The organism is Kitasatospora sp. NPDC041988 (assembly GCF_055588525.1).
This window is the reverse complement of sequence record NZ_JBVJCO010000008.1, coordinates 1-23,619: the sequence shown is the minus strand read 5'-3', so window position 1 is coordinate 23,619 and position 23,619 is coordinate 1. Positions and strand designations below refer to the sequence as shown.

Here is a 23,619-nt window from a genome sequence, read left to right as displayed (position 1 = left end):
TTCACGCCACGCCCGGGCGTCACGGGGGTCAGCCCGCCACCCGCCCGGCCAGCTCGACCGCCTCGGCCAGGCTGTCCACCACCGGGACGCCCACCGGCTCCAGCTTCTCCCGGCTGTGCGAGCCGCCGGTGTACAGCACCGCGTGGGCGCCAGCGTTCAGCGCCGCCAGCGCGTCGTCCGCGGCATCGCCGATCAGCACCGTACGGGCCGGGTCCACGTGCGCGCCGAGCGCCGCCAGGTGCCGGGTCAGGTGCTCCGCCTTCTGGCCGCCGGACGGGCCGCTGCGGCCGTCCACCCGCAGGAAGTGGCTGGTCAGACCGAAGGCATCGACCACCGGCAGCAGCCTCTCGTGGTCGTACATCGACAGCAGCGACTGGCTGTGCCCGGCCGCCTGCCAGCCCTTCAGCAGCTCCACGACCCCGTCGGTCAGACCGCAGGCCGCGCTCAGCTCCCGGTAGCGGTCGTGGAACGCGTCGTCCAGCAGCAGCCACTCGGCCTCGGAGGGCATCCGGCCGAGCAGCCGCTGGTAGAAGCGGGGAATCGGGATCTCGTACTGCTCCCGGTACTCCTGCATGGTCATCGGCGCGATGCCGACGGTCGCGAAAGCGGCGTTGCTCGCGCCGAGCACCGCCTCCATGTCATGAAAGAGCGTGCCGTTCCAGTCCCAGACGATATGAGTGCGCACGGAGGGAACGGTAACCCCGGCCACCGACAGGCCGGTAGGACGGGGCTCACGCGGACCGCCCGCCGGGGCCGGCGGCTCAGGCCAGCAGGGAGGGGATCTCCTGGGTGGCGAACCAGAGCAGGTCGTGGTCCTCCGCGCCGTCCACGGTGAACTGGGCGTCCTGGTCGCCCGCGTCGGCCGCCGCCACCGCGGCCGCCGCCGCCTCGACGTCCGTGACCACCTCCTGGTCGGCCACGTCCGCGTGCACCGCGGCCGCCTTCGCCAGCCGCACCGGGCCGGCCAGCACCACGCGGCCCAGCGAGGCCTGGTCCTGGTACTCGTCGCCGGGGAACGGCGCGACCGCGGAGTCGGCGACGTCGAGCGCCACCACCACCCGGCGGCGCGGCGCGTCCGGATCCGCGGCCAGCAGGCGCAAGGAGGACTGGGCGGCCCGGTTGAGCGCCGCGTACTCCAGCTCCTCGAGGTCGTCGCTGACGTACCACTCGCGCAGCGCGGGGGTCACGGCGTACGCCGCGGACTGCTCCAGGGCGCCGCCCGGGTGCGCCGCCGCCAGGCCGGTCAGGGTGGTGGGCACGTACACGCGCATGGGTGGCACTCTCCGGTTCGTCCAGCGGCACAGCTTCCAGCGCCCCCAAGAATAAGCGCCGGGACGGCGCCCGTGATCACGCGCTCACCCCCGCCCGCGCCCCCTGCGCCGGGTACGGAGGGGGCGGCGCAGCCCGACGGCCGCCGCGTGCCTGGTCACCGCAGGCCCGGCCACCCCGCACCGGCGGCCACCCCGCACCCGGGGGCTGCCCTGCGTCCGGTCACCGGACCCCGTCCAGGGCCGCCCGACTGGTCTGCAACGCGCTCTCGAGCACCGCGCCGCGGCGGGCCGGGTCCATCATGTTCGGGCCCATCACCGCCAAGTCGGCCAGGGTCGGCGCGAGCAGGTGCACCCGGACACCGCTCTCCCGCAACACCCTGGCCTCGCGCAGCAGCTGCCGGGTCACCGCCCGGCGGTAGCGGCCGACCAGCTGGGCGAGCACCCCGCGCGGGCGGTCCCGGGCGCGCCACTCGCGCAGCGCCGCCAGGGTGCCCCGGCCGGGGCCCTCGGACGATTCGGTGCGACCACCGGGGTTCAGCCGCAGGCCCATCGGGGCGAGCACGTAGACCTCGTCCAGACCGCGGCCGAGCATGAGGTCCGCGTTGGTGGCCGACCAGCAGCCGCCATCCACATACGCCGAGCCGTCCACCCGGACCGGGGTGAACCAGCCGGGGATCGCGCAGGAGGCCATCACGGCCTCGGCGACCACCGCGGGCGGCGCGTCCGGGTCGCCGAAGACCACCCGGTGGCCGCTGCGGTAGTCCACCGCGGCCACCCGCAGCGGCGAGCCGTCCGGAAAGCCGCCCGGGCCGAGCAGGCCGCGCACCAGGTCGCCGACCGGTGCCAGCGAGCCGCGGCCGTGCGGCGCCATCGCCGAGACCATGGTCAGCAGCGGGTACTCGCGCGGGTGCCGGACGGCGTCCCGGAGCAGGCCCGGCGAGCCGATGCCGGCGCGCGGCCGAGGGGGCAGGGCGCCGCCGACCGCCGTGTCGTAGTCGAAGTCCACCCCGGCCAGCGGGCCGGTGGTGACGGGCAGGCCGCGCTGGTGGTCGCGGAGCTGGTCGGCGCGGACCCCGCCGGCCAGCATCGCGCCGAGGATCGCGCCCGCCGACGTGCCGAGCACCACCTCGGCACTGCCCGGCTGCCAGCCGGCCGCCTCCTCGACGGCGCAGAGCGCGCCGACCGTCCAGGCCGCGCCGAGCATCCCGCCGCCGCCCAGCACCAGGCCGCGCCGGGGAGCGCTGTCGGCGGGGCGCGGCGCCGCCGCCTCCCGTGTCTCCGATACGCGTGTCGTCATGCCGGCCGCCTGTCGTCGTCGGGGCGGTTGTCGTCCGTGTCGGGGTCGCCGACCGGTCGGGGGCGCTGTCCTCCGTCCCGGGGTGCTGCCGTCGGCCGCCGTGGCTTCCGGTCCGGCTCCGATCGTGCGCGCCGACCGGCCGGCAGCGCAACGCCGCACCCGCGGCGCGACCACCCGTCCCGGCGAACCCGACCGTCCTCTTTCGGGCTTTCCCACCCGGCCCCGCACGTCAACCTCGTGCCCCTCGGGCGGTGCCGGCGCCCGCTGCCACGCTGGCCCGTTCACCCGGATAGGTGAACCTCCGGACCGACCGGGGGCGGCCTGGGAACCCGGTTGCCGCCCCGTGTGAGGCGCAACTACCAAGGACCCGTCCGTACTCGCACCACCCGCTCCGAGGAGTGCCGCATGACCGCCCGCCCGACCCCCACCGGCCCTGTTCCCACCGGCCCGCACCACGTCGCCCGCCCGGGCCGGACCGGCCCGCCGTCGGCCCGGCCGCACCAGCCGCACCCCACCACCCGGGCCTGCCACCACCCGCCCGCCGGCCGGCGTCCACGCCACCCCCGGGCCGCCTGCACCCCCGCCGGCACCTCCGCCGCCACCCCGGACCTCCGCAGCGGGCTGAGCACCCGCTTCGCCCACCAGCTGGTCGAGGTGCTCACCGGCGCCCGGCCGTCCGGCCAGCTGATGCGCCACACCTCGCTGGACGGCTACGGCCAGCTGGCCGCCCTCGTCCGCGCGGGCACGCTGCGGCGCGGCGGCGCCGCCGACCGGCCGCGGCTGGGGCCCGTGCACGACAGATCGCCCTCCCCCGACGCGGTCGAGGCCTGCGTCCGGGTCGACCTCGGCAGTCGGCACCACATGGTGGCGTTCCGGCTGGAGCTGCGCGGACCTGCCGGGCAGTGGCAGTGCACAGCCGTGGAGGCCCGATGAGCACCGGCCTGACGACCTTGCCCCCGGCCTCCGCCACGCCGGCGCGCTCCGCCCCTGCCGCCGTCCCTGCCGCAGCCGCCGTCCCCGCCCCGACCGCCGCAACGGCGCAGGGCGCCACCCCCGTACGGGAGTGGCGCCCTGCGTGGCGGCGGGCCGGGCGGACCGGCCGCGCCTCAGCTCTTGCGACGGCGGCCCTTGGCGGACTTGGCGGCCTTGCGGCGCTCGGCGCGGGTCAGCCCGTCGCCCTCGTCCTCCGGCGCGAGGTCGTCGAAGTCGCCCTCGACGACACCGCCGCCGACCTCGTCCGAGGGGGCCGTGTAGTGCAGCCGCTGCGGCTTGGGGGCCTCCAGGCCCTTGGCCTTGATCTCCGGGCGGGCGGCGTCCTTCTCCAGCTTGTCGAGCAGCACCTCGGCGTCCTCGACCGGCACCTCCTCGACCTGCTGCTCGACCTGGACCTCCAGGTTGAACAGGTAGCCGACGGACTCCTCCTTGATGCCCTCCATCATCGCGGTGAACATGTCGAAGCCCTCGCGCTGGTACTCGACCAGCGGGTCGCGCTGCGCCATGGCCCGCAGGCCGATGCCCTCCTGGAGGTAGTCCATCTCGTAGAGGTGCTCGCGCCAGCGGCGGTCCAGCACCGAGAGGACGACCCGGCGCTCCAGCTCGCGCATGATCTCCGCACCGAGCTGGTCCTCACGGGCGCCGTACTGGCCCTGGATGTCCTCCTGGATGACCTTGGTGAGGAACTCCGGGGTGAGCCCGGCGGTGCCGCCGGCCTCCTCCTCCAGCTCCTCCAGCTCCAGGGTGACGGGGTAGAGCTGCTTCAGGGCCGTCCAGAGCTTCTCGAGGTCCCAGTCGTCCTCGAAGCCCTCGCCGGTGGCCGCCTTGACGTAGGCCTCGACGGTGTCGTCCATGAAGTGGCCGACCTGCTCCTGCAGGTCCTCGCCCTCCAGCACACGGCGGCGCTCGCCGTAGATGACCTCGCGCTGGCGGTTCAGCACCTCGTCGTACTTGAGGACGTTCTTGCGGATCTCGAAGTTCTGCTGCTCGACCTGGGTCTGCGCCGAGGCGATGGCGCGGGTGACCATCTTGGACTCGATCGGCACGTCCTCGGGCACGTTGGCCATCGAGAGCACGCGCTCGACCATGCCGGCCTTGAACAGGCGCATCAGGTCGTCGCCGAGCGAGAGGTAGAAGCGGGACTCGCCCGGGTCTCCCTGACGGCCGGAGCGGCCGCGCAGCTGGTTGTCGATCCGGCGGGACTCGTGCCGCTCGGTGCCGAGGACGTAGAGGCCGCCGGCCTCCTTGACCTCGTCCTGCTCCGCCTTGACGGAGGCCTTGGCCTTCTCCAGCGCGGCGGGGAACGCGGCCTCGTACTCCTCCGGGGTCTCGGTCGGGGTGAGCCCGCGCTGCGCCAGCTCGGCCGCCGCGAGGTGGTCGGAGTTGCCACCGAGCATGATGTCGGTACCACGGCCGGCCATGTTGGTGGCGACGGTGACGGCGCCCTTGCGGCCCGCCTGCGCGACGATCTGCGCCTCGCGCTCGTGGTGCTTGGCGTTCAGTACCTCGTGCGGGATGCCGCGCTTGCGCAGCTCCTGCGACAGGTACTCGGACTTCTCCACCGACACGGTGCCGACCAGCACCGGCTGGCCCTTCTCGTGCTTCTCGGCGATGTCCTCGACCACGGCGGCGAACTTGGCCGGCTCCGACTTGTAGATCAGGTCGGGCTGGTCGATGCGCAGCGGGTTCTTGTTGGTCGGGATCGGCACCACGCCGAGCTTGTAGATCTGGTGGAACTCGGCCGCCTCGGTGGTACCGGTACCGGTCATACCGGCCAGCTTGTCGTAGAGGCGGAAGAAGTTCTGCAGGGTGATGGTGGCCAGCGTCTGGTTCTCGTTCTGGACCTCCACCCCCTCCTTGGCCTCGATGGCCTGGTGCATGCCCTCGTTGTAGCGGCGGCCGGCGAGGATACGGCCCGTGTGCTCGTCGACGATCATGACCTCGCCGTTCATCACGACGTAGTCCTTGTCCGCCTTGTACAGCTCCTTCGCCTTGATGGCGTTGTTCAGGAAGCCGACCAGCGGGGTGTTCACCGACTCGTAGAGGTTGTCGATGCCGAGGTAGTCCTCGACCCGGGAGACACCCTCCTCCAGCACGCCGACGGTGCGCTTCTTCTCGTCGACCTCGTAGTCGCGGTCGATCTTCAGGCGCTGCACCAGCTTGGCGAAGTCGGCGTACCACTTGGTCGCCTGGTCGGCCGGGCCGGAGATGATCAGCGGGGTACGGGCCTCGTCGATGAGGATCGAGTCGACCTCGTCGACCACGGCGAAGTTGTGGCCGCGCTGGACGAGTTCGTCCTTCGACCAGGCCATGTTGTCGCGCAGGTAGTCGAAGCCGAACTCGTTGTTGGTGCCGTACGTGATGTCCATCCCGTACTGGCGCTTGCGCTCGGCGGGCGTCATGTTGCCCAGGATCACGCCGACTTCCAGGCCCAGGAAGCGGTGCACCCGGCCCATCCACTCCGAGTCGCGCTCGGCGAGGTAGTCGTTGACGGTGATCAGGTGCACGCCCTTGCCGGTCAGCGCGTTGAGGTAGGTGGGCAGGGTGCCGACCAGGGTCTTGCCCTCACCGGTGCGCATCTCGGCGACGTAGCCGTAGTGCAGCGCGGCGCCACCCATGAGCTGGACGTCGTAGTGCCGCTGGCCGAGCACGCGCTTGGCGGCCTCGCGGACGGTGGCGAACGCCTCGGGGAGGATGTCGTCCAGGCTCTCGCCGTCGGCGAGTCGCTGCTTGTACTCGTCGGTCAGGGCGCGCAGCTCGGCGTCGGTGAGGTTGACGAAGTCCTCTTCGATGGAGTTGACCTGGGCAGCAATCCGCTGCAGCTTGCGAAGGATCTTGCCTTCGCCGGCGCGCAGGATCTTGTCGAAGACGGACACTTGAGCGGGCTCCTTGCCTGTATTGGCACTGGACGACTGCACGGGGGGTCCACCCCACCGCACGGGCCATCGTATGCGAGGAGTCCAACCCCCCGGGAGGTGCGTCAGCACGCTATTCCCGTGTCACTCGTGCGAGCACATGGCCTGATAGCACCGCCCACCGGGGCAAAACGGTCGGCGCTGCGGGCAGTTGGGCGGTTTAGCCGGTTAATCGGATGCTCCCATTCCTCCCTGCACGGAATAATCCGCGCATGACAGAGCGACCCGACACCTCCAGCCCCGTCACCCTCGGCACCGAGCGCCTGGTCCTGCGGCCGCCGCAGGAGTCCGACCTCGACGCGATCTTCGAGGCCTGCCAGGAGGCGGAGATCCAGCGCTGGACAGTGGTCCCGAGCCCCTACCGGCGCGAGGACGCGGAGTATTTCGTCAACGACCTGGCCCTCAACGGCTGGCGTACCGGCGACAACCTCATCTGGTGCGTGCTCGAGCGCGAGACCGGTGCCCTGGTCGGCACCCAGGGGCTCGTCCGCTGCCCCGGGCGCCCGGGTACCGCCGAGGTCGGCTGGTGGGCGACCAAGGAGTTCCGCGGTCGCGGGTACACCGTCGAGGCCGCCCGCGAGGTGGCCCGCTACGGGCTCACCGAGCTGGGCCTGCGCCGGCTGGAGTGGGTGGCGTACGTGGGCAACGAGGGTTCGCGCGCGGTCGCCGAGAAGGTCGGTTTCCGCTTCGAGGGCACCCTGCGTTCGTTCGCGGAGCAGCGCGGCGAGTTCCGCGACTCCTGGGTCGCCGGGCTGCTCGCCACCGACCTGACCGGCTGAGTTCACCCGCCCCAGCTCGCCGGCTCGGTCCGCCGCTGGACGTCCCGCGCGCCGCCCGCACCCTCACCCGTACCCGCCCGTCGCGCGCGGACGCGGGCGGGCGGACGCCGGCGGGCGGACGCCGGCGGGCGGACGCCGGCGGGCGCGCGTTGTCAGTGCCCCGGTCTACGCTCGCCGGCATGACCGCCCCGACTCCCGCCCCGGCCCCCGTCGCCACCCTCGGCGCCGACGACGCCCGCCGCATCGCCCTGCGCGCCCAGGGCCTGCTCGGCGCGCCGGACCGCCGTGGCGGGGTCCGCGGGGTGCTGCGGCACCTGGGCGCCGTCCAGCTCGACACCATCTCGGTGCTGGCCCGCTCGCACGAGCTGATCCCGTACGCGCGGCTCGGCGCGGTCGGCCGCCCGGCCGTCGAGGCGGCGTACTGGGGCTCGGGGGCGAGCTTCGAGTACTGGTCGCACGCGGCCTGCATCCTGCCGATCGAGGAGTGGCCGCTGTTCGCGTTCCGCCGCCGCCGCTACCGCGAGCGCGCGCACGTCTGGGGCAAGCAGGTGGACGAGGCCACCTACCGCTCGGTGCTGGACCAGCTGCGCGCCGAGGGGCCACTCACCTCCACCGAGCTGGGCGGCGCCAAGAAGACGGCCGACTGGTGGGACTGGTCCGACACCAAGATCGCGGTGGAGCGGGCCCTGGCCTTCGGCGACGTGGTCTGCACCGAGCGCCGGAGCTGGAAGCGGCTCTACGCCCTGGCCGAACAGGCCGTCCCCGCCGAGCTGTTCGAGCCCGAGCCGACCGACGAGGAGTGCCTGCGCACCCTCGTCGCGCAGTCCGGCGCCGCACTCGGTGTGGCCACCCGGGCCGACCTGCTCGACTACCACCGGCTGCGCGCCGACCAGTTGGACGCGGTGCTGGCCGACTCCGGCCTCGTCCCGGTGGAGGTGGCGGGCTGGGGTCCGGCCGGCGCCCCCGCGGCGGCCTGGGCCGATCCGGCCGCTCTCGCCACCTTGCCGCGCGGCCGCCACCGCACCACGCTGCTCTCCCCGTTCGACTCGCTGATCTGGGACCGTCCCCGCACCGAGCGGATCTTCGGCATGGCGCACCGGCTGGAGGCCTACACACCCAAGCACAAGCGGGTGCACGGCTACTTCGCGATGCCGCTGCTGGCCGGCGGGCAGCTGGTCGGCCGGGTCGATCCGGCCCGCGAGGGAAGGACGCTGGTGGCCCGTCAGATCTCGCTGGACTCCGCGCGGCACGTCGGGGCGCTGGCGGCCGCCCTGCGCGAGGCCGCCGAGTGGGTGGGCTGCGACGCCGTCCGGGTCGAGGCGCTGCACGACGAGTCGCTGCGCCCGACCCTGGAGAAGCTGCTCACGAGCTAGGTCGGCTCGCCCGGGCCCTCAACTGCAGCCCGCGCCACCCTGTTTCGTCACCCTATTTCGAGGATCTTCTCCCGCATCGCGTAGACCACGGCCTCCATCCGGGAGTGCAGCTGGAGCTTCTCCAGGATGTTGCGCACGTGGTTCTTCACGGTGTTCTCGCTGATGAACAGCTCCTTGGCGATCTCCCGGTTGTTCATCCCGGTGGCCACCAGCTTGAGCACCTCCAACTCCCGGTCGGTCAGCCGGGGTGCGGGCACCAGGTCCCGGTCGTCGGAGCGGCGCTGGATCATCGACTTGAACTCGGTGAGCAGCTTGGAGGCCATCGACGGGCTGATCTGGGACTGCCCGTCGGCGACCGCGCGGATCGCGGTGGCGACCTCGTCGGTGGAGATCTCCTTGAGCAGGTAACCGGTCGCGCCGGCCTTGATCGCCTCGTAGAGGTCGGCTTCCTCGTCGCTTATCGTCAGCATGATGATCTTGGTGCTGGGCACCACGTCCTTGATCGCGGTGCAGGCCTCGATCCCGCTGCGGCGGGGCATCCGGACGTCCATCAGGATGATGTCGGGCAGCAGGTCGGCCGCCTTCAGCACGGCCTCGGCACCATCTCCGGCCTCACCGATGACCTTGATGTCCTCCTCCTCCGCGAGCACGATCTCCAGCCCGCGGCGGAACAGCGCATGGTCGTCCACCACCAGGACGCGGATCGGCTCCCCCCGGTGCGGGGCGTACTCGGGCTCGTCCCCCCGCCCGGGCGCCACCCCCGTGACCGGCCCCGTAGCGGGCCCCAGCCCGAAGTGATCCCCCATCCGCTCCTCCCCCGTCGCCTGTCGTCGTCCGCCAATCATTCCACGGCCCGGACGCCCTCCGGTCACCCTCCGACGCCGATTCCTCTGCAGCGGGTGACCCCGAGGGCATCGGAGGGGCGGCCTTGGGGCAGCCAGGGGCCGGTCCCGGGGCCGCCACGCCACCCCGGAACGCCGGTGACCCCGGCGGCAACGGCCGCCGGGGTCACCCTCTCCCAACACTGCTCGGACGGTCAGTCCTCGTCGTCGGACCCGCCGATCGCGCCGCCTGCGCCACCACCGGCCGTGGACGAGCCGTCGGCCTTCAGGTGGATGACACCGTAGTTGTAACCGTGCCGGCGGTAGACGACGCTCGGCAGGCCGCTGTCCTTCTCCACGAACAGGTAGAAGTCGTGGCCGACCAGTTCCATCTCGTAGAGCGCCTGGTCCAGCGCCATGGGGGCGGCCGGGTGGGTCTTCTCCCGGACCACCAGCGGGCCTTCGCCCTCCACTTCCAGGGATCCCATCATGGTCTTGCGGACGGCCCCGTTGGTCTCGCTCTCCTGCCGCGTCGTGTCGGGCAGCGCGGCCAGAGCCGCGGTCGCCTCGGCGACGCTGATGGGGGTGCGGCCGTTGCCGCCCTTGTGCACCCGGCGCCGGTCTGCGGACTTGCGCAGCTGCGCGTCGAGCTTCGCCGATGCCAGGTCGAGCGCCGCGTACGGGTCTCCGGCGGCGGCCTCGGCCCGGATCACGGGCCCACGGGTACGGAGAGTGATCTCCACCCGCTCGGACCGGTCGGCCTGCCGCGGGTTGTGCTCCTTGGACACCTCGACGTCGAGGCTGATCACCTTGCCGTCGAACTTCTGGACCTTCTCCAGCTTCTCGGCCACGTGCTCGCGGAACCTCTTGGGCACCTCGGTCTTGCGGCCCTTGACGACGATGTCCACGCAGAACTCCGATCCCTCGTGCTGACGCCGATCCGGGTGCTACCGGATCGGGCTGAGACCCAGCCGGACCAGCCAATCCACTGCCGGCCCTCCGCCCCGCCGCGAGCGACGGAAACGACTGGCCCTCACCTCACTACCTCCCCACCAGGGCCGGTTGAAACCCCCTGGAGCCTCATCGAACACCTCACAGGGGGTTTTCGCCTCCCCAGGCGGGAAAGCGGGTAGGACCCGATGCTGTGGGCTGGCGGTCAAGCTGTTGCACCCTGTCTACCCTCCCGCGAGTGAAACATGGGTAAATGCCTGGACAACACCCCCCGTACGGCGCATTCTTTGCTCACTCTCCGTGCCTGCCGCCGCCAGGAGCAGCCGTGCCGCCCACCCCCAGCACCGCCCGCCCGCAGACCGCCCAAGGGCCGTTCGCCAACGCACTGGCCGGGCTGCTGGACGTGCTGCTGCCGGCCCGCTGCGCCGGCTGCGGCGCCGACCGCGCGCAGCTCTGCCCGGCCTGCCGGAACGCCCTGGCCACCGCCCGCCCCGGCCCCACCGCCCTGCCCTGGGTGCACGCCGCGGCCCCGTACGCCGACCCGGTCCGCCAGCTGCTGCTGGCCCACAAGGAGCGCGGCGCGCTGCGGCTGGCCGGCCCGCTCGGAGATGCGCTCGCCCGGGCCGTGCGCTCCTCGCTCGGTCCGCGCGCCGGGCTCGCGCCGCTGCTGCTGGTCCCGATGCCGTCCGCCCGAGCCGCCGTCCGCGCCCGCGGCCACGACCCGACGCTGCGGCTGGCCGGCGCCGCCGCCCGGTCGCTGCGCCGGGCCGGGCTGGACGCGCGCGCCGCGGCGCTGCTGCGGCACACCCGGCCGGTCGCCGACCAGGCCGGCCTCACCGCCGCCGAGCGCCGGCGCAACCTGCACGGCGCACTGACCGTCCTGCCGCGCGCGGACCACCGGCTGACCGGCCGTCAGCCGGTCCTGGTGGACGACCTGGTGACCACCGGTACCAGCCTCGCCGAGGCCGCCCGCGCCCTGGCCGCCGCCGGCCTCCCACCGAAGGCGGCCGCCACCGTCGCGGCCGCCGTCCCGCACCGCCCCGCCGGGCCGGAGCGCCGCACGGCCCGTACGAACCCGGCCGGCCGGGCCGGTCCTAGCCCGGGTAGATGAAGGAGGTCGCCCGCAGGTTCGGGTTGACCTCCCGCCACTGGCTGTTGGTCAGCCGGTAGATCGTGCCGGTGGAGGCCTGCCGTGCGATCACCGGCGGCACCTGGTTCGGGGATTCCGCGCGGAACTCCGACGCCTCCGCCGAGGACATGCCCTCCCCGCCCTGCAGCGAGGCCTCGCTGCTCTGCGAGCCGTCGGTGCTGATGTAGTGCAGCTGCTGGATGCGGCCGTTCTCCTTGCCCAGCACGAGCAGCTGGTCGGTCTCCGCCCAGGACACCGAGGCGACCTCGGTGAGCAGCGGGGCGGCCCCGCGCAGCCCGGTGATCCGTGCGGTGGGCGCCTCCTTGGTGCCGCCGTGCACCACCAGGCCGAGCCAGAGCGACCGCACACCGGCCGGGTTCTTGAGGACCAGGGCGATCCGGACGCCGTCCGAGGAGACCTTGAGGTCCTGCACGACCTTGCCGTCGAGGCCGTCGACGGGCACGGTGTACACCTTGCTGCCGCGCACCATCAGCACCCGCCGGTTCTGCGGGTCGCGGTCCACCAGCCAGAGGTCGCCGCGGCCGTCCCAGCTGGGGGAGGCGAGCGCGTCCTCCGTCCGGTCGCCGGGCCGGGTCGGGGTGGCGAGCAGCGGTTCGGGCATCGTCGGCACGCTGTCCGAGAGGGCCACCGAGTAGAGCTGGTGGCCGTTGCCGCTGATCGCCGCGGCGCGTTCGCCGTCCCGTGCCACCGCGATCGTGCCGAGCGCCGGCTGCTTGTTGGGCTGGGGCTTGCCGAGCGGGCCGCGGACGGCGGTGCCGTCGGTGTCGCGGGCCTCCATCAGCACGCCGTCCTCGGCGCGCTGGAAGTACTGCTTGGCCGCGGCCGAGCCGGCCAGCGTGCCGGGGCCGGTGGCGGGTATGTCGAGGTGGGCGGCCTGGCAGCCGTTGCCGCGCGGACTCTTCAGCTCCACCCGTTCCACCTGCCCCTTGCCCTGGTCGGCGAGGGTGTAGAAGAGCTGGGTGGCCATCTGCCGGCAGGCCATCTGGTTGCCGAGGTCGACGCCGTTGAGCACCACATGGGCGGTGCGGCCCTCGTCGACGCTGACCCGGTCGACGGTGGCGCCGGGCGAGAAGGCGGTCCGGGCCACCGGCGACAGCCAGTCGGACGGACCGGCGACCACGGCCTTGGCGGCCGAGGTCAGCGTGTCTATTCGGCGCCGCAGGTAGATCGGGTCGGCGATCAGCACCTCCTGGGTACTGACCGCCGTGGTGCCAGCCGCCGACGAGTCCTGGGCCGCGTAGAAGAAACGGTCCACCTGGCGGAAGCTGTTGCGGAAGTTGGTCTGGTTGATGATCAGACCGTCGGGCAGCTTGGCGATGCGCCATTCGCCGCCCTTCTCGCGGACGAAGGTGAACGGGAGGTCCACGTCCAGCTGCCCGCCCGAGAAGGCGTAGGAGTGCTTGTCGTCCACCTTGGCGACGACCTTGCCGGGGACCTGGGTGGAGTACGACGTGTCGGCGTCCGTCACGGTCTGGTTGGACCGCGGAATGGGGTTGGCCTCCAGCACCTGGATGCCGGCGTCCGGGTTCCAGCGGGCGGCCGCTTCGTCGGTGAGGTACTTGCGCGCGGTGTCGTAGCTCTCGTCCGCGGTCAGCGCGTCCAGGAAGCCGGTCAGCAGGCCGTCCGGCTTGGCGCCCTTGACCGGCCCCACCGGGAAGACCCTGACCTGGAGGTTCTTGTCCGCGGAGCCCTGCGATAGCTCGACCTTGCCGATGCCGCCGGAGTCCGGCATCGCCGCGCAGCCACCCGCCAGCAGGGCAACCAGTACCGTGCCGGTCACCGCGGCCGTCCGCGGTTCAGTACTGCTGCTGGTCCTTCGCACGCTGCGACCCCTCCGTGTCCGTCCCGCCCGTGCCGATCGCGGCCTCCGCCACACCCGCGAGGTCCGGATCCGCCGTCCGCTGCGCCACCGACGGCCGTCCGGGCGTCGGGTCCACCATGACCTGGGCTCCGGTGGCACCGTACCCGGCCCCCACGGTCCGCACGTCCGAGGGGTCGGAGCGCGGCCCCTCGGGCAACCGGGGGGTGCCCAGTAGCGGGCCGATGCTCAGCACACCGCCGAGCCCGCTGCCGAACGCGCTGCCGGCGCCCTCCGGGGTCTCCGGCACGGCCGGGTCCTCGGTGGCGGTCAGCGCGGTCGCGCCGGACGGACGGATCGCCCGCCGGTACGGGGTCCCGTACGAGCCGAGGCCCCGGTTGTTGCGGGAGTCCTCCGGCTCCAGCCGGAACGGCGCCCGGCTGATCTCGCCGCCGCGGGTGCGAGGCAGGGTGAGCCGGAAGTGCGAGCCGCCGCCGGGTTCGCCCCACGCCTGCAGCCAGCCGCCGTGCAGGTGCGCGTCCTCGACCGCGATGGAGAGGCCGAGCCCGGTGCCGCCGGTGGTCCGCACCCGGGACGGGTCGGCCCGCCAGAAGCGGTGGAACACCCGGGACGCCTCGCCGGGCTTGAGTCCGATGCCGTAGTCGCGTACGCCGACCGCGACCGCGCCGTCGGCCGAGCCCAGCCGCACCACGACGTCGCGGCCCTCGCCGTGCTCCAGCGCGTTGACGACCAGGTTGCGCAGGATGCGCTCGATGCGGCGGGAGTCGACCTCGGCCAGGACCGGCTCGCCGTCGCCGCGGACCACCACGGCGCTGCCCTTGGCCTGGGCCAGCGGGTCGGCGGCCTCGATCACCCGGCCGACGATCTCGCGCAGGTCGACCGGCTCGGCGTCGAGGATCGCGGCGCCGGCGTCGAAGCGGCTGATCTCCAGCAGGTCCGCGAGCAGCGACTCGAAGCGGTCCAGCTGGCCCTGGAGCAGCTCGGCGGAGCGGGCCGCCATCGGGTCCAGGTCCTCGCGGCTGTCGTAGATGAGGTCGGCGGCCATCCGCACGGTGGTGAGCGGGGTGCGCAGCTCGTGCGAGACGTCCGAGACGAAGCGCCGCTGCACCCGGGAGAGCTCCTCCAGCTGGCGGATCTGCGCCTGCAGTGCGTTGGCCATCCGGTTGAACGATTCGCCGAGACGGGCGATGTCGTCCGTCCCGGTGACCTTCATCCGCTCCTCCAGGTGCCCGGCGGCCAGCCGCTCGGAGATCCCGGCGGCCATCCGGACCGGGGTCACCACCTGGCGCACCACCAGCCAGGCGATGCCGCCCATCATGATCACCACGAAGACGCCGGCGGTGGCCAGCGTGCCGGTGACCAGGCCGAGGGTGTTGGTCTCCTGGCCGAAGGAGAAGACGTAGTACAGCTGGTAGGGGGCGCCGGTGGGCCCGGAGAACTGCATGCCGATGGCCAGACCGGGCTCGGTCCGGCCACCGCCCTCCGGGGCGCGCTGGATGACGGTCGGCTGGTCGAAGATCCCGGCCTCGGACGTCACCTTGGCGCGCAGGGAGTCGGGGATGCTGCTCGGCTGGATGTCGCCGGAGTAACGCGGCCCGAGGCCGGTGTTCTCCAGCGAGACCGGCTGCTCGCTGCCGGGCATGATGGCGATCACCGAATAGACGTTCTGCCCGCTGGCCGCGAGGTCGCCGACCTGCTTCAGCAGCCAGGTGCCGATCTCCTCGGTGGTCGGATCGGCGGTCGGAGCGACCTTGAGGCGCAGCTCCTTGGCCTCGTCGATCTTCTTCTGTTCGGTCTGGAAGCCGGCCCGGGCCTGGCTGCGCGCCGAGTCCCGCTTGGTGTCCAGCAGCCCGTTGCGGACCTGGGCCACCACCACGACACCCAGCACCAGCACCACGACGACCGACAGCATCAGGGTGGCCGCGACCACCCGCAGCTGGATCGAACGCCGGTACAGCGCCATGACCCGGTTCACGGGCCGGCGCAGCTGACGGATCACCGGTGCGAGCAGGCCCGCGGGGCCGCGTCGGCGGCGGCTGCGCGTGGTCGAGCTCAGCACGTCCCCGCGCACGGCGGCGCCCCCGTCGGTCGCGGTACCCGACGGGGTCTCGTCAGCCTGGTACGTCACGTCAGCTGGGTCCGGCCTTGTAGCCGACGCCACGGACGGTCACCACGATCTCGGGGCGCTCCGGGTCCTTCTCGATCTTGGAGCGGAGCCGCTGGACGTGCACGTTGACCAGCCGGGTGTCCGCCGCGTGGCGGTACCCCCAGACCTGCTCCAGCAGCACCTCACGGGTGAACACCTGCCAGGGCTTGCGGGCCAGCGCGACCAGCAGGTCGAACTCCAGCGGAGTCAGCGGGATGCCCCGGCCGTCCCGCTTCACCGAGTGGCCGGCCACGTCGATCACCAGATCGCCGATGGTCAGCTGCTCTGGCGTCGGCTCCTCGGCACGGCGCAGCCGGGCTCGTACCCGGGCCACCAGCTCCTTCGGCTTGAACGGCTTGGTGACGTAGTCGTCGGCCCCCGACTCCAGGCCGACCACGACGTCCACGGTGTCCGTCTTGGCGGTCAGCATGACGATCGGAATGCCCGACTCGGCCCGGATCTGCCGGCAGACATCGATGCCGTCCCGTCCGGGCAGCATCAGGTCCAGCAGGACCAGGTCGGGCTTGGTCTCCCGGAACGCGGCTAGCGCCTTGTCCCCATCCGCGACGAAAAACGGCTCAAAACCCTCACCACGCAGCACAATGCCGAGCATCTCGGCCAGTGCGGAGTCGTCATCAACGACGAGGACGCGTCCCTTCATGCCTCCATCCTCTCATTACCGGATTGTGACCTGCCGCACAGCAGTCCCAATGCGCCAGAACGGCCAAGTCCCGGCCTGGCGAATTCCGGCCATACCGGACGAATGTCCTGACCCGAACCGTCACCCGAGCCCCGCAGACCTCCCGCCGACTGCCCGCCGGCCCCCCGTTGCGGTTCAGCAACCGGATACCCCTGGGGCCCGTCCGACCACCATGGCACGATGGGCGCTGCGCGCGGGTGAAGATCCACCCGGCCCCGCGAACCCTGACGCCCCTCCGAGGAGCAGTGATGACCGACACCCCGGGCTGGGCCTCGCCCAGCTCGTCCGAGCCGCCCCGCGACGAGGCCCGGCCCCCGGCCGACGCACCCGCCGCCGTGCCCGGGCAGTCGGTACCACCCCACGGCGCGCCCGCCGCGCCCCCCGCCTGGGGCGCCGGCCACGGCGGCCCGCAGTCGGGCAGCGGCCCCCAGTACGGCGGTCCCCAGTACGGCGGCCAGGGCCCCTACGGACAGCCCGGCCAGTACGGCTGGGGCGCCCCGGCCAGCCCCAAGCCCGGCGTGATCCCGCTGCGCCCGCTCGGCCTCGGCGAGATCCTCGACGGAGCCGTCTCCACCATCCGCAAGCACTGGCGCACCACGCTCGGCCTCTCCCTCGGTGTCGCCGTGGTCCAGGAGGCCGCGGTCGTCGGCACCCAGCTGGCCGTCGACGGCAACACCGGCGACCTCACCCCGGTGGTCTCCGCCCTGGTCAGCCTGCCGGTGGCGATGCTGCTCGGCGTGGTCGCCGCCGCCCTACTGACCATGGTCGTCAGCCGCGCCATCCTCGGCCAGGCCGCCACCATCCGCGACGCCTGGCGCGACGCCCGCCCCCGGCTGCTCCAGCTGATCGGCCTGACCCTGCTGACCGGCCTGATCGGCGCCGGCATCGTCCTGCTCGGCTTCGCCCCGCTGATCGGCTACCTGGTGGCCGGCGCGGACGAACCCATCATCGTGGGCCTGCTGGCCGTGGTCGGCCTCCTCAGCATCCCGGTCGCCTTCTGGATCTGGATCCAGCTCAGCCTGGCCGCCCCCGCCCTGATGCTGGAGAAGCAGGGCGTCCTGACGGCCCTCTCCCGCTCCCGCCGCCTGGTCCGCGGCTCCTGGTGGCGGCTGTTCGGCATCAACATCCTCAGCCGGCTGCTGGCCGGCATCGTCGCCGGAATGCTCAGCATCCCGTTCACCGTCATCGGCCTGGTCCTCGGCTTCGAGGACCTCTCCAACCAGGTCGACTCCGGCGAGCCGGCCACCCTGCCCGTCGCCATGCTGATCAGCAACGCGATCGCCGGGGTGCTCTCCTCCACCCTCACCATCCCGTTCACCGCAACCATCGGCGTCCTGCTCTACGTCGACCAGCGCATCCGCCGCGAGGCCCTGGACATCGAGCTCGCCCGCGCCGCCGGCCTGCCCGAGTACGGCGGCACCGGCTGGAGCGGCCCGGTCGGCCAGAACCCGGCGAGGCTCTGAGCCGGATGCCGAACTGGGGGGAGAAGGTGCTGGCCGCGGGCGGGGCCCCGGTCACCACTCCGCGTGACCCGGCCCGCGACGCCGTCCGCGACGAACTGCTCAAGGCCGACTACCACCGGCACGATCCGAGCCTCCAGCAGCGGGTCTTCGACTGGATCATGGACCGGATCGACGACGCGCTCAACGCCATCACCGGTGACGGCACCACCGGCACCACGGGCCTGATCCTGTTCCTGGTGGTCGCCGTCGTGATCGCGGCCGCCCTCTGGTGGCGCCTCGGCGCGCCCAAGCGGGCCGCCCGCACCACCCTCGACGTCTTCGGCACCGCCGGCCCGCGAAGCGCCGCCCAGTACCGGGCCGACGCCGAACGGCACGCCGCCGCCGGCCAGTGGGCCGAAGCCGTCCGCGAGCAGATGCGCGCCATCGTCCGGGCCCTGGAGGAGCGCACCCTGCTCGACACCCGCCCCGGCCGCACCGCCGACGAGGCCGCCACCGAGGCGGGCCGCATGCTGCCCGCACACGCCGCTGCCCTCACCACGGCCGCCCGCACCTTCGACGACATCGCGTACGGCGAGCGCACCGCCGACCAGTCCGCGTACCAGTTGCTCCGCGACCTCGACCAGGCCCTCGAACGCGCCCGCCCGGCCCTCGCCGCGGCCCCGGGAGGAGCGGCATGACCACCACCACCCCCGGCGCCGCCCCCGGCCCCGCAGCAGCGCCGGCGCCGACCGGAGCACCGTCCGTACCGCCCGGCGGCGTGCCCACCGCCGCCGCAGTGCCCGCACCCGCCGGGCCGCCCACACCGCCCGAGCCCCGTGTCAGCCCCAGCAGCCTCGCGCCCACCGGCCGCAGCCTCTGGTACCGCTCGCGCTGGTTCCTGCTCACCGCCGTGCTGGTCCTGCTCGCCGGCGCCCTGCTGGCCGCCCTCGGCCAGGACCGCCGGTACCCGCCGCTGGACCCGCGCTCCTACGACCCCTCCGGCGCCCACGCCGTGGTCGCCCTGCTCCAGCACGAAGGCCTCAAGGTCGACATCACCACCGACCCCACCGCCCGCCCCGCCGGCAACGACACCCTCGTCGTCCCCGAACCCGACCTGCTCAGCGCCGACCAGCTGCGCGCCGTCGCCGCCGCCAAGCACTCCCGGCTGATCCTCCTCTCCCCCGGCCCGGCCGCGCTCAGCGCGCTGGCCCCCGGCGTCCGCACCTCCGACGAGGGCGGCGGCGTGCCGTACGCCGGGGTCCGCAGCACCGCCGCCCAGTGCTCGCTCACCGAGGCCGTCCGGGCCGGCACCGCCCACCTCGGCGGCCTGCTCTACACCACCGGCAGCCGCGGCGAGGGCTGCTACCCCCGCGGCCACGGCTACCCCCTGGTGGTCGTGCCGACCGGCAAGGGCACCGAGGTCGTCGTCCTGGGCAGCGGCGACTTCCTCAGCAACGAGCTGATCAAGAAGGACGGCAACGCCTCGCTCGCCCTCGGCCTGCTCGGCTCCCAGCCCAACCTGACCTGGCACCTGCCCGACTACTCCGCCCCGGTGGCCGCAGGCGGCGACAAGCGGTTCACCGACTACATCCCCGACGGCTGGCGCTGGGGCGCGTACCAGCTCGCCGTCGCCGTCCTGCTGGCCGCCGTCTGGCGCGCCCGCCGGCTCGGCCCCGTGATCAGCGAGAACCTGCCCGTGGTCGTCCGCGCCGCCGAGACCACCGAGGGCCGGGCCCGCCTCTACCGCCGGGCCAAGGCCCGCGGCCGTGCCGCCGACGCCCTGCGCCGCGCCACGGTCCACCGCCTCGCCCCGGTTCTCGGCCTTCCGCTCAGTGCCTGCGCCCCCGACCCGACCGCACTCTGCGCGGCCGTCGTCGACCGCCTCCCCGACCGACCCGCCGGAGACGTACGGACCCTCCTGTACGGCCCGCCCCCGACCGACGACGCCGCACTGCTGCGACTCGCCGACGACCTCGACGCCCTCGAAAGGCAGGTACGGAAGCCGTGACCGAACAGGCCACCGCCCAGCTCCGCATCACCCCCGGCACGGCACCCGCCACCCCCGGCACCACCGCCGTCCCCGGCACCGCGGGCGACCCGCGCCAGGCGCTGACCGCCCTGCGCTCCGAGATCGCCAAGGCCGTGGTCGGCCAGGACGCCGCCGTCACCGGCCTCGTCGTCGCCCTGCTCTGCGGCGGCCACGTCCTGCTGGAGGGCGTCCCCGGAGTGGCGAAGACCCTGCTGATCCGCACCCTCTCGACGGCGCTCAGCCTGGAGACCAAGCGCATCCAGTTCACCCCCGACCTGATGCCCGGCGACGTCACCGGCTCGCTGGTCTACGACGCCCGCACCGCCGAGTTCTCCTTCCAGCCCGGCCCGGTCTTCACCAACCTGCTGCTCGCCGACGAGATCAACCGCACCCCGCCGAAGACCCAGGCCGCCCTGCTGGAGGCCATGGAGGAACACCAGGTCACCGTCGACGGCGAGCCCCGCAAGCTGCCCGTCCCGTTCCTGGTCGCCGCGACGCAGAACCCGGTCGAGTACGAGGGCACCTACCCGCTGCCCGAGGCCCAGCTCGACCGCTTCCTGCTGAAGCTCATACTGCCGCTGCCCGACCGCGACCAGGAGTACCAGGTCCTCGCCAAGCACGCCTCCGGCTTCGACCCGCGCGACCTCGCCGCCGCCGGCGTCCGCCCGGTCGCCGGCCCCGAGCACATCGCCGCCGCCCGCGAGCAGATCGCCAAGCTCACCGTCTCGCCCGAGGTCCTCGCCTACATCGTCGACCTCTGCCGGGCCACCCGGCAGTCCCCCTCGCTCTCCATCGGCGTCTCCCCGCGCGGCGCCACCGCCCTGCTCGCGGCCTCCCGTGCCTGGGCCTGGCTGGCCGGCCGCGACTACGTCACCCCCGACGACGTCAAGGCCCTGGCCCTGCCCACCCTGCGCCACCGCGTCGCGCTCCGTGCCGAAGCCGAGATGGAGGGCGTCACCGCCGACTCCGTCATCCAGGCCGTCCTGGCCCAGACGCCCGCCCCCCGCTGACCGCCTCCACCGCCTCGCTCACGAAGGAGCGCACCGCATGGCCCTCACCGGGCGAACCGCCCTGCTCGCCGCACTCGGCGCGCTCGTCGTGGGCCTGCTCCTGCCCTCCTGGGCCGGGATCGCCGCCGTCACCGGCGCGATCCTGCTCGCCGTCGTGGCCGACCTCGTCATCGCCGCCCCGGTCCGCAGGCTGCGGATCACCCGGGGCGGCGACACCACCGTCCGGCTCGGCGAGCCCGTCTCCGTCGAACTGACCGTCACCAACCCCGCCGGCCGCCCGCTCAGAGCCCACGTCCGCGACGCCTGGGCCCCCTCCGCCTGGCGGCCAGGCACCGAGATCGCCGCCTCCCGGCACACCCTTCGCATCCCCGGCCGCGAACGACGCCGCGTCACCACCGTGCTCACCCCGACCCGGCGCGGCGACCACCACGCCCACAAGGTGACGATCCGTTCCCTCGGCCCGCTCGGCTTGGCGGGCCGTCAGGGCTCGCACCTCGTCCCGTGGACGGTCCGTGCCCTGCCACCCTTCAACAGCCGCAAGCACCTGCCCTCCCGGCTCGCCCGGCTGCGCGAACTCGACGGCCGCACCTCCGTCCTGACCCGCGGCCAGGGCACCGAGTTCGACTCCCTGCGCGAGTACCTGCCCGGCGACGACATCCGCTCCATCGACTGGCGCGCCAGCGCCCGCCGCCACACCGTCGCCGTCCGCACCTGGCGCCCCGAGCGCGACCGGCACATCCTGGTCGTCCTCGACACCGGCCGCACCTCCGCCGGCCGGGTCGGCGACGCCCCCCGCCTGGACGCCTCGCTCGACGCCGCGCTGCTGCTCACCGCGCTCGCCACCAAGGCCGGCGACCGCGTCGACCTCCTCGCCCACGACCTGCGCAAGCGCGTCTCCGTGGCCGGCCGCGCCCCCAACGAGATCCTGCCCGCCTTCACCACCGCGATGGCCACCCTCGAACCCGCGCTCTACGAGACCGACATGCGCTCGCTGGTCGCCACCGCGTTGAAGATGGCGCCGCACCGCTCACTGATCGTCCTGCTGACCGGGCTCGACGCGGCCCCCGTCGAGGACGGCCTGCTGCCGCTGCTGCCACTCCTCACCAAGCGCCACGAGGTCGTCCTCGCCTCGGTCTCCGACCCGCACCTGGACGAACTGGCCGCCGGCCGCGGCACCGTCGAGGCCGTGTACGGCGCGGCCGCCGCCGAACAGACCCGCGCCGACCGCCGCCTCACCGCGGACCGGCTCACCCGCGCCGGCATCACCGTCCTCGACGCCCCGCCCGCCGCGGTGGCCCCCGCCCTCGCCGACACCTACCTCGCTCTCAAGGCCGCCGGCCGCCTCTGACGCCCGGGCGGCCCTGCCCGCTCCGGCTACCCGTGCTGCCTACCGCTGCTTACCGCTGCTGCCGCTCCCTGCGGCTGATGCGCCTACTGCCGGTGGGAGCCGTGAGGAGGGCCAGCCCCAGGGCGAGGACGGCCAGCCCGCACCACGAGGCCGGCGGCAGGCGCTCACCGAGAACGGCCACGCCCAGGACCGCGGCGACGGCCGGCTCTGCCAGGGTCAGCGTCGTGGCCACCGAGACGCCGGTGTGGCGCAGACCCTGCCCGAAGAGCTGGTAGGCCAGGTAGACGGTGAACACGGCGAGGTGCAGGGCCACCGCCGCGCCACGGATACTGGCGAGCCACTGCGGGCCGGTGGACAGCACGATCGGCAGGACGAGCAGCGCGGCGGCGCCGAACAGCACCCCCATCACCGCGTCGGACGGGTACCCACGCGTGATGAGGCGGCCCCCGATCAGGGAGTACACGGCGTAGGACAGCCCGGCGCCTGCCGCGAGGGCGATGCCCGTCAGGTCCATGGGCGTGGCATGGCCGCTCAGCCCCGGGCCCAGCACCAGCAGCGTGCAGCCCAGAACAGCGGCGGCGGTGGCACCGGCCCAACGCGCGGCCGGCCGGCCGTCTCCGGCGATCCAGGACAGCAGGCCGGCGAAGACCGGCGCGCTGCCCAGCGCGATCACGGTGGCCACGGCCACGCCGGTGCGGCCCACGGCCGGGTAGAAGGTCACCGGGTACCCCGCCACCGCCAACGCGCCCACGGCGAGCAGCCGACGCTCGGCACGCGTGCAGGCTGCAGGCAGCGCGCGGGCACCCCGGGACGTCAGGAACAGCAGCAGGCCGCCGAGGGCGAGGCCGGCACAGCCGATGGCCGCCACCGGCGCACCGGCTGGGGCCAGCGACCCGGCGGTCCCGGTCGTCCCCCAGAGGACGGCGGCGGTGAGGATGGGTACTGGCCCGCCCAGGAGGCCCGCGCTTTTCGTCTGCGAGGCGTCGCTGGTCGGGCGGGAAAGGGCTCGGGGAGAGGTGCGGTTCGGCACAGTCGTGGTCTTCCGTCGTCGAATGCGTCAAAGGGCCGGATTCGAAACGGGCGCACGACGAAACCCCTGACCGCCCTGCGGGCCGGCCGGGATCCCGGGTCAAACCATCAGCGTCGGCGCCCGGTCAGGCGCAGAGCGGTGGCAGAACGACGTGCCAATAACTGTTCACCCGCTGATCGTACCTGCGGGAAGTCTCCGGAAAACGCAAAGAACCCCCGATCCGTGATGGATCGGGGGTTCTCTGTGAATGATTGTTCGGCGGCGTCCTACTCTCCCACAGGGTCCCCCCTGCAGTACCATCGGCGCTGTGAGGCTTAGCTTCCGGGTTCGGAATGTAACCGGGCGTTTCCCTCACGCTATGACCACCGAAACACTATGAAACTGTCAACCGCACCATGCACGTGTATGCATGGGGTCGTTGTTTCAGAACAACACAGTGGACGCGAGCAACTGAGGACAAGCCCTCGGCCTATTAGTACCGGTCAACTCCACCCCTCACAGGGCTTCCATATCCGGCCTATCAACCCAGTCGTCTACTGGGAGCC

At 73.3% G+C, this 23,619-nt stretch carries 19 protein-coding genes and 2 rRNA genes; 9 read left to right on the top strand and 12 right to left on the bottom strand.

Features of this window, described 5'->3' with window-relative positions:
• Window positions 1–28: 28 nt before the first annotated feature.
• The 3 genes from ACZ6NC_RS10535 to ACZ6NC_RS10525 form a co-directional block, all read right to left on the bottom strand.
• A complete protein-coding gene (locus ACZ6NC_RS10535) occupies window positions 29–685 on the bottom strand; it encodes an HAD family hydrolase (RefSeq protein WP_465731057.1) in 657 nt (218 codons plus the stop codon).
• Window positions 686–761: 76 nt separating this feature from the next.
• Window positions 762–1,271, bottom strand: coding sequence for a DUF6912 family protein (locus ACZ6NC_RS10530; protein ID WP_465731055.1), 510 nt, complete (start codon window positions 1,269–1,271; stop codon window positions 762–764).
• A 220-nt stretch (window positions 1,272–1,491) separates the two neighbouring features.
• Window positions 1,492–2,568 carry a patatin-like phospholipase family protein gene (locus tag ACZ6NC_RS10525; protein WP_465731053.1) on the bottom strand — a complete coding sequence of 359 codons (1,077 nt, stop codon included), beginning with the start codon at window positions 2,566–2,568 and terminating at the stop codon, window positions 1,492–1,494.
• Between the two features lie 405 nt (window positions 2,569–2,973).
• On the opposite strand from ACZ6NC_RS10525, the gene ACZ6NC_RS10520 reads away from it, so the two are divergent.
• Window positions 2,974–3,501, top strand: coding sequence for an Rv3235 family protein (locus ACZ6NC_RS10520; protein ID WP_465731051.1), 528 nt, complete (start codon window positions 2,974–2,976; stop codon window positions 3,499–3,501).
• A 173-nt stretch (window positions 3,502–3,674) separates the two neighbouring features.
• Here ACZ6NC_RS10520 and secA read toward each other — a convergent pair whose 3' ends face one another.
• Entirely contained in the window at window positions 3,675–6,437 is a 2,763-nt protein-coding gene (gene secA, locus ACZ6NC_RS10515; protein WP_465731049.1) for a preprotein translocase subunit SecA, read from the bottom strand.
• 251 nt (window positions 6,438–6,688) lie between these two features.
• Here secA and ACZ6NC_RS10510 point away from each other — a divergent pair, with 251 nt between their 5' ends.
• Both ACZ6NC_RS10510 and ACZ6NC_RS10505 read left to right on the top strand, forming a co-directional pair.
• Window positions 6,689–7,255, top strand: a complete 567-nt coding sequence (locus tag ACZ6NC_RS10510; RefSeq protein WP_465731047.1) for a GNAT family N-acetyltransferase — start codon at window positions 6,689–6,691, stop codon at window positions 7,253–7,255.
• A gap of 179 nt (window positions 7,256–7,434) precedes the next feature.
• A complete protein-coding gene (locus tag ACZ6NC_RS10505; RefSeq protein WP_465731045.1) occupies window positions 7,435–8,628 on the top strand; it encodes a winged helix-turn-helix domain-containing protein in 1,194 nt (397 codons plus the stop codon).
• 47 nt (window positions 8,629–8,675) lie between these two features.
• Here ACZ6NC_RS10505 and ACZ6NC_RS10500 read toward each other — a convergent pair whose 3' ends face one another.
• Entirely contained in the window at window positions 8,676–9,434 is a 759-nt protein-coding gene (locus ACZ6NC_RS10500; protein WP_465731043.1) for a response regulator, read from the bottom strand.
• A gap of 230 nt (window positions 9,435–9,664) precedes the next feature.
• Window positions 9,665–10,357 (bottom strand): ribosome hibernation-promoting factor, HPF/YfiA family, encoded by a 693-nt coding sequence (hpf, locus tag ACZ6NC_RS10495; RefSeq protein WP_465731041.1) that lies wholly within the window; start codon window positions 10,355–10,357, stop codon window positions 9,665–9,667.
• A gap of 368 nt (window positions 10,358–10,725) precedes the next feature.
• On the opposite strand from hpf, the gene ACZ6NC_RS10490 reads away from it, so the two are divergent.
• Entirely contained in the window at window positions 10,726–11,511 is a 786-nt protein-coding gene (locus ACZ6NC_RS10490) for a ComF family protein (RefSeq protein WP_465731039.1), read from the top strand.
• Here ACZ6NC_RS10490 and ACZ6NC_RS10485 read toward each other — a convergent pair.
• The 3 genes from ACZ6NC_RS10485 to mtrA are packed head-to-tail and all read right to left on the bottom strand — an operon-like array spanning window position 11,495 to window position 16,176.
• Window positions 11,495–13,330 carry an LpqB family beta-propeller domain-containing protein gene (locus ACZ6NC_RS10485; protein ID WP_465731037.1) on the bottom strand — a complete coding sequence of 612 codons (1,836 nt, stop codon included), beginning with the start codon at window positions 13,328–13,330 and terminating at the stop codon, window positions 11,495–11,497. The genes ACZ6NC_RS10490 and ACZ6NC_RS10485 overlap by 17 nt on opposite strands.
• 16 nt (window positions 13,331–13,346) lie before the next feature.
• A complete protein-coding gene (gene mtrB, locus ACZ6NC_RS10480; RefSeq protein ID WP_465731035.1) occupies window positions 13,347–15,497 on the bottom strand; it encodes an MtrAB system histidine kinase MtrB in 2,151 nt (716 codons plus the stop codon).
• 1 nt (window position 15,498) lies between these two features.
• Window positions 15,499–16,176, bottom strand: coding sequence for an MtrAB system response regulator MtrA (gene mtrA / locus ACZ6NC_RS10475; protein WP_030061806.1), 678 nt, complete (start codon window positions 16,174–16,176; stop codon window positions 15,499–15,501).
• 287 nt (window positions 16,177–16,463) lie between these two features.
• Between mtrA and ACZ6NC_RS10470 the strand changes: the two genes are divergently transcribed.
• From ACZ6NC_RS10470 to ACZ6NC_RS10450, 5 genes are read left to right on the top strand one after another with little or no spacing between them, the layout of a single operon-like run.
• Window positions 16,464–17,678, top strand: coding sequence for a DUF7847 domain-containing protein (locus ACZ6NC_RS10470; protein WP_465731033.1), 1,215 nt, complete (start codon window positions 16,464–16,466; stop codon window positions 17,676–17,678).
• Window positions 17,679–17,683: 5 nt separating this feature from the next.
• Window positions 17,684–18,355 carry a DUF4129 domain-containing protein gene (locus ACZ6NC_RS10465; RefSeq protein WP_465731031.1) on the top strand — a complete coding sequence of 224 codons (672 nt, stop codon included), beginning with the start codon at window positions 17,684–17,686 and terminating at the stop codon, window positions 18,353–18,355.
• Entirely contained in the window at window positions 18,352–19,665 is a 1,314-nt protein-coding gene (locus ACZ6NC_RS10460) for a DUF4350 domain-containing protein (protein WP_465731029.1), read from the top strand. The genes ACZ6NC_RS10465 and ACZ6NC_RS10460 overlap by 4 nt, the downstream gene beginning before the upstream one ends.
• Window positions 19,666–19,691: 26 nt before the next feature.
• Window positions 19,692–20,696: an AAA family ATPase gene (locus ACZ6NC_RS10455; protein ID WP_465731352.1), complete on the top strand. Its 1,005-nt coding sequence runs from the start codon at window positions 19,692–19,694 to the stop codon at window positions 20,694–20,696.
• A 37-nt stretch (window positions 20,697–20,733) separates the two neighbouring features.
• Window positions 20,734–22,044: a DUF58 domain-containing protein gene (locus ACZ6NC_RS10450; protein WP_465731027.1), complete on the top strand. Its 1,311-nt coding sequence runs from the start codon at window positions 20,734–20,736 to the stop codon at window positions 22,042–22,044.
• A 49-nt stretch (window positions 22,045–22,093) separates the two neighbouring features.
• On the opposite strand, the gene ACZ6NC_RS10445 is transcribed toward ACZ6NC_RS10450, so the two are convergent.
• The 3 genes from ACZ6NC_RS10445 to ACZ6NC_RS10435 form a co-directional block, all read right to left on the bottom strand.
• Window positions 22,094–23,074, bottom strand: a complete 981-nt coding sequence (locus ACZ6NC_RS10445) for a DMT family transporter (protein ID WP_465731025.1) — start codon at window positions 23,072–23,074, stop codon at window positions 22,094–22,096.
• A gap of 253 nt (window positions 23,075–23,327) precedes the next feature.
• Window positions 23,328–23,444 (bottom strand): 5S ribosomal RNA (gene rrf / locus ACZ6NC_RS10440).
• An 82-nt stretch (window positions 23,445–23,526) separates the two neighbouring features.
• Window positions 23,527–23,619: ribosomal RNA gene (locus ACZ6NC_RS10435) — 23S ribosomal RNA — on the bottom strand; the annotation flags it as partial.

Coding starts and splice junctions, on each gene's coding strand:
- ACZ6NC_RS10530 (WP_465731055.1), bottom strand. CDS start 1,271: ATGCGCGTGTACGTGCCCACCACCCTGACCGGCCTGGCGGCGGCGCAC.
- ACZ6NC_RS10525 (WP_465731053.1), bottom strand. CDS start 2,568: ATGACGACACGCGTATCGGAGACACGGGAGGCGGCGGCGCCGCGCCCC.
- ACZ6NC_RS10520 (WP_465731051.1), top strand. CDS start 2,974: ATGACCGCCCGCCCGACCCCCACCGGCCCTGTTCCCACCGGCCCGCAC.
- ACZ6NC_RS10510 (WP_465731047.1), top strand. CDS start 6,689: ATGACAGAGCGACCCGACACCTCCAGCCCCGTCACCCTCGGCACCGAG.
- ACZ6NC_RS10505 (WP_465731045.1), top strand. CDS start 7,435: ATGACCGCCCCGACTCCCGCCCCGGCCCCCGTCGCCACCCTCGGCGCC.
- ACZ6NC_RS10500 (WP_465731043.1), bottom strand. CDS start 9,434: ATGGGGGATCACTTCGGGCTGGGGCCCGCTACGGGGCCGGTCACGGGG.
- mtrA (WP_030061806.1), bottom strand. CDS start 16,176: ATGAAGGGACGCGTCCTCGTCGTTGATGACGACTCCGCACTGGCCGAG.
- ACZ6NC_RS10470 (WP_465731033.1), top strand. CDS start 16,464: ATGACCGACACCCCGGGCTGGGCCTCGCCCAGCTCGTCCGAGCCGCCC.
- ACZ6NC_RS10465 (WP_465731031.1), top strand. CDS start 17,684: ATGCCGAACTGGGGGGAGAAGGTGCTGGCCGCGGGCGGGGCCCCGGTC.
- ACZ6NC_RS10460 (WP_465731029.1), top strand. CDS start 18,352: ATGACCACCACCACCCCCGGCGCCGCCCCCGGCCCCGCAGCAGCGCCG.
- ACZ6NC_RS10450 (WP_465731027.1), top strand. CDS start 20,734: ATGGCCCTCACCGGGCGAACCGCCCTGCTCGCCGCACTCGGCGCGCTC.